This is a genomic window from Thermoanaerobaculia bacterium (assembly GCA_035717485.1).
Taxonomy (GTDB): Bacteria; Acidobacteriota; Thermoanaerobaculia; order UBA5066; family DATFVB01; genus DATFVB01.
In genome coordinates this window covers 1-4,188 of sequence record DASTIQ010000001.1, presented here as the reverse complement: position 1 = coordinate 4,188, position 4,188 = coordinate 1, and the positions used below count along the sequence as shown (strand labels likewise).

Annotated in this window: 4 protein-coding genes; 2 read left to right on the top strand and 2 right to left on the bottom strand. The window is 68.1% G+C overall.

The window, feature by feature from the left end; translation table 11 throughout:
- Nucleotides 1-84 precede the first annotated feature (84 nt).
- Nucleotides 85-1,491, bottom strand: a complete 1,407-nt coding sequence (gene purF, locus VFS34_00020) for an amidophosphoribosyltransferase (GenBank protein ID HET9792817.1) — start codon at nt 1,489-1,491, stop codon at nt 85-87.
- Nucleotides 1,492-1,692: 201 nt separating this feature from the next.
- Between purF and VFS34_00015 the strand changes: the two genes are divergently transcribed.
- Nucleotides 1,693-2,157 carry a flavin reductase family protein gene (locus tag VFS34_00015; GenBank protein ID HET9792816.1) on the top strand — a complete coding sequence of 155 codons (465 nt, stop codon included), beginning with the start codon at nt 1,693-1,695 and terminating at the stop codon, nt 2,155-2,157.
- A 305-nt stretch (nt 2,158-2,462) separates the two neighbouring features.
- Here the strand turns inward: VFS34_00015 and VFS34_00010 are convergent, their stop codons facing one another.
- Nucleotides 2,463-3,764, bottom strand: coding sequence for a sigma 54-interacting transcriptional regulator (locus tag VFS34_00010; GenBank protein HET9792815.1), 1,302 nt, complete (start codon nt 3,762-3,764; stop codon nt 2,463-2,465).
- A gap of 209 nt (nt 3,765-3,973) precedes the next feature.
- Here VFS34_00010 and VFS34_00005 point away from each other — a divergent pair.
- Nucleotides 3,974-4,188 (top strand): hypothetical protein (locus tag VFS34_00005; GenBank protein ID HET9792814.1); only part of this gene is annotated, 215 nt, incomplete at its 3' end.

The following is a 4,188-nucleotide window of genomic DNA, read 5'->3' as shown; positions in this document are numbered from 1 at the left end:
TCGCGACGATGACGAGGGGCGAGCTCCCCGAAAGCACGGGGAACGGACGGTCGACCTTGTCATCGAAGGCTCAGCTTCGGAAGGTCAGGACCCGACTTCGAGCCCCGCCGCGAGCTCCTCGGCCTCCGGCGCCGCTTCCGGGATCTCGACCGGGTACTTCCCGGTGAAGCAGGCGGCGCACGTCGCGTGCTCCGGCCGCCCGAACGCCTCCATCATTCCCTCGGTCGAGAGATACCCGAGCGTGTCGGCGTCGACGAACTGGCGGATTTCATCGACGTCCGAATGCGAGGCGATGAGCTCGCGCCGGGTCGGCGTGTCGATTCCGTAATGGCAGGAGAAGCGGGTCGGCGGCGACGAGATGCGAAGGTGCACTTCCTTCGCTCCCGCGTCGCGCAGCATCTTCACGATCTTCCTCGACGTCGTGCCGCGGACGATCGAATCGTCGATCAGGACGATGCGCTTCCCGGCGACCACCTCGCGGACGGGATTCAGCTTCACCTTCACGCCGAAGCTCCGGATCGCCTGCTTCGGCTCGATGAACGTGCGGCCGACGTAGTGGTTGCGGACGAGTCCGAGGGCGAGCGGGATCCCGGAAGCGCGCGCGTAGCCGATCGCCGCGTACGTGCCGGAGTCGGGCACCGGGACGACGATGTCGGCGGGGACCGCGTGCTCTTTCGCGAGCCGCTCCCCGAAGGCCTCCCGGGACGTGGCGACGGACTTGCCGAAGACGAGCGAGTCCGGCCGCGCGAAATAGACGTGCTCGAAGACGCAGGGCGTCGGACGGGGGAAAGCGAAGCGGATGGACTCGACGCCGTCCTCCGAAAGCTTCACGATCTCGCCCGCCTCGACGTCGCGGACGTAGGTCGCGCCGATCAGGTCGAACGCGCAGGTCTCGGAGGCGACGACGGGCGAGCCGTTGAGCGTCCCGAGGACGAGAGGGCGGAACCCGTTCGGATCCCGCGCGGCGAGGATCTCGTTCTGGCCGAGGACCACGATCGAGAACGCGCCCCGGACCTCGCCGAGCGCTTCGACGAGCGCCGTCGACAGGGAATCCCGCTTCGACCGCGCGACGAGGTGCAGGATCATCTCGGAGTCGGAGTTCGTCGTGAAGAGCGAGCCCTCTTCCTCGAGGTGCGCGCGGATCTCCTTCGCGTTGACGAGATTACCGTTGTGGGCGAGCGCCAGCGGCCCGCGTCCCGACGAGAAGACGATCGGCTGCGCGTTCGAAAGGGACGAGTCGCCGGCCGTCGAGTAGCGGACGTGGCCGATCGCCGAGGGGCCCGGCAGGCGCGAGAGGCGCGCCTCGTCGAACACGTCGGCGACGTATCCCATCTCCCGTTCGATGAAGAGCCTGCCGTTCTGGATCGAGGCGATGCCCGCCGATTCCTGGCCGCGGTGCTGGAGAGCGTAGAGTCCGAGGTAGGCCAGATTCGCGGCATCGACATGACCCCAGACGCCGAAGACGCCGCACTCGTCTTTGAACCCGCTCACTGTCGTATTTTAGCACACGCCTCGGCGCCACGAGGCGCAGTCACGCGCCTCGCGGCGCAGTGACGAGTCCGCGAGTCACGAGTCCGAGAGTCGGTGGCCCGACTTCACTCTCGATTCGTCGGCGGGAGTCGCGCGACATGCGACCGCGCGAGGCGCGACGGGCGATTCCGGCGGTACGATGCCGGAGAGGAGGTACGAGCCATGGCGAAACCGAAAACGCCGCTCTCCCAGATCTCCTACGGCCTCTACGTCGTTGGAACCCGCGGCCGGGAAGGCGACCACGCGATGACGGCGAACTGGCTGACGCAGGTCTCGTTCGAGCCGGAAATCGTCGCGCTCGCGGTCGAGAAGGAGGCGCTCACGAGACAGCTCATCGAAGAATCCAAGGTCTTCGCCGTCTCGATCCTGAAGTCGGGGCAGAAGGACGCGGCCGGGCATTTCGCGAAAGCGGAGAAGCGCGGGATGGAAGGGCACCGGTTCGTGACGAAGACGACCGGCGCTCCTGTGCTCGAGGATGCGTCGGCCTACCTCGATTGCCGGGTCGTCGATTCGAAGCCGGTCGGAGATCACGTGCTGTTCTTCGGCGAGGTCGTCGATTCGGGGATGCTGGACGAAAAGGCCGAGGCGCTGTCGCTGAAGGAGACCGGCTGGCGTTACGGGGGGTGACCGTCGCGAAGAACTTGCTCGGGGACCCGGAGCGCGTGACGGCCATGCGGCTCGTCGATTGAACGACTCGACCGCATAGCCGCCACCCCCTCGAGGGGTTTTCGCTCCCGCATCGCGGACCTCCTCCGCTTCGGTTACTCGCGGAGACTTTCCGCGATGCGAGGGTCCCGCCCCCGGACACCGCCTCGTCGATATCGGACCCGCCCGTCTTCGGGATGCCGTGTGACGAAACGTGTCCATGATGGAGCAGCGCACGAGGTGGGGCGGAGCCCGGCGCCCGCCCGGCTCGATGCATCGCCGCGGCTCTACCTCGTCCTGACGCCGAGGTTCTTCACGAGTCGGAAAAGATAGTTCGGGTGGAGCCCCAGGCGGCGGGCCGCCTCGGAAACGTTCCCGCCGGCGTCGTCGATCGCCTTGCGGACGAGATCGCGCTTCGCCGACGCCACGAGGGCGTGGTACTCGCCGGACGCCTCGCCGGCCGACGATTCGAGCACGGATTCGGGCAGGTCCTCGACCCGGATCGCGTCTCCTTCGCCCAGCACGATCGCGCGCTCGATCGCGTTGGCGAGCTCGCGGACGTTTCCGGGCCAGTCGTAGCGCATCAGGGCCTTCTGCGCGTCCGGGGACAATCCGCGCGGCGGCTTGCCGGACTTCTCGGCGAATCGGGCCGCGAAGAAACGCGCCAGGAGCGGGACGTCGTCGCGGCGCTCCCGGAGCGGCGGCAGCCGGATCGCGACGACGTTCAAACGATAGAAGAGGTCCCGCCGGAACGAACCTTCCCGGGTCGCCGCCTCGAGATCGCGATTCGTCGCGGCGACGAATCGGACGTCGACGGAAATCGTCCGGTTTCCTCCGACGCGCTCGAACTGACGCGTCTCGAGGACCCGAAGGAGCTTCGCCTGGACGGCCGGCGGAAGCTCGCCGACCTCGTCGAGAAAAAAGGTTCCGCCGTCGGCCGTTTCGAGCCTTCCCCGCTTCTGCGCGACCGCCCCGGTGAAGGCGCCGCGCTCGTGCCCGAAGAGTTCGCTCTCCAGGAGCGGCTCGGTCAGGGTCGCGCCGCTCATCGCGACGAAGGGCCCTCGCGCACGGAGGCTCGCGCGATGGATCGTCCGGGCGGCGAGCTCCTTTCCCGTCCCGCTCTCCCCCAGGATCAGGACCGTCGCCTCGGATGCAGCCGCCCGAAGGAGCGCCGCGCCCGCTTCCCGGATCGCCCGGCTCTCGCCGACGAAATCGGACGAGAGTTTCGGGAGCGGCCGGTCGGCCGGCGCAAGGCGCGCCGTCGAGCCGTCGGGGATCTCGGCCGCGGCCGCGGGATCCTCCTCCGTCCAGAAGAAGAACACCGAGCTTCCGATCCGAACCTCGTCACCGCTTTCGAGAACCCGCTCCCGCACCGGTACCCCGTTGACGAACGTTCCGTTCAGACTGTCCAGGTCGACGATGGTCGGCGTCGCGCCGGCGCCGCGAACGACCGCGTGCCGCCGGGAAACGGAGGCGTCTCCCACGGCGACGGTGCTCGCGGGATCACGGCCGATCGAGGTCTCCCCTTCCGCGAGGAGAAAGCTCGACCCGCGGAGCGGTCCCGAGAGCGCCATCAGCCTCGGATTCATCTTTTCCCGTTCCCGGGATTCTATCCGAAGGGATAGAGGCCTCACGTTTCCGCGGGACCCCCGCCGAACCCGCGCACGGCGAATCGCGGGACCGGCCGCCCGCAAGTTGCTCGGCGAAACGGCCTTTCCCGACGGCGCGACCGGGCGGACGCCGAAGGCCGGGGCGGCACCGTCCGTGCGATGAGACCGGTGTCGAAAGGAGAAACATCATGCAGGCCGGAAATCGGACATGGATGTCGCTTCTCGTCCTGGCGCTCAACATCCCGCTCTGGACGACCGGTTGCGGAACGATGACGACCGACCTCAGGACGACCCGCCACGATCTCGGAGCGGGGACGGGAACCGGAGCGTTCAACGCGGCGATCTTCGATCACGAGCGCGACATCGCGAAGAATGCGCTCACGGCCAACCGCGTCGAGAGCAC

What these genes read in the sequence shown, in the direction of transcription:
- VFS34_00010 (HET9792815.1), bottom strand. Translation starts at nt 3,764, where the DNA reads ATGAATCCGAGGCTGATGGCGCTCTCGGGACCGCTCCGCGGGTCGAGC.
- VFS34_00015 (HET9792816.1), top strand. Translation starts at nt 1,693, where the DNA reads ATGGCGAAACCGAAAACGCCGCTCTCCCAGATCTCCTACGGCCTCTAC.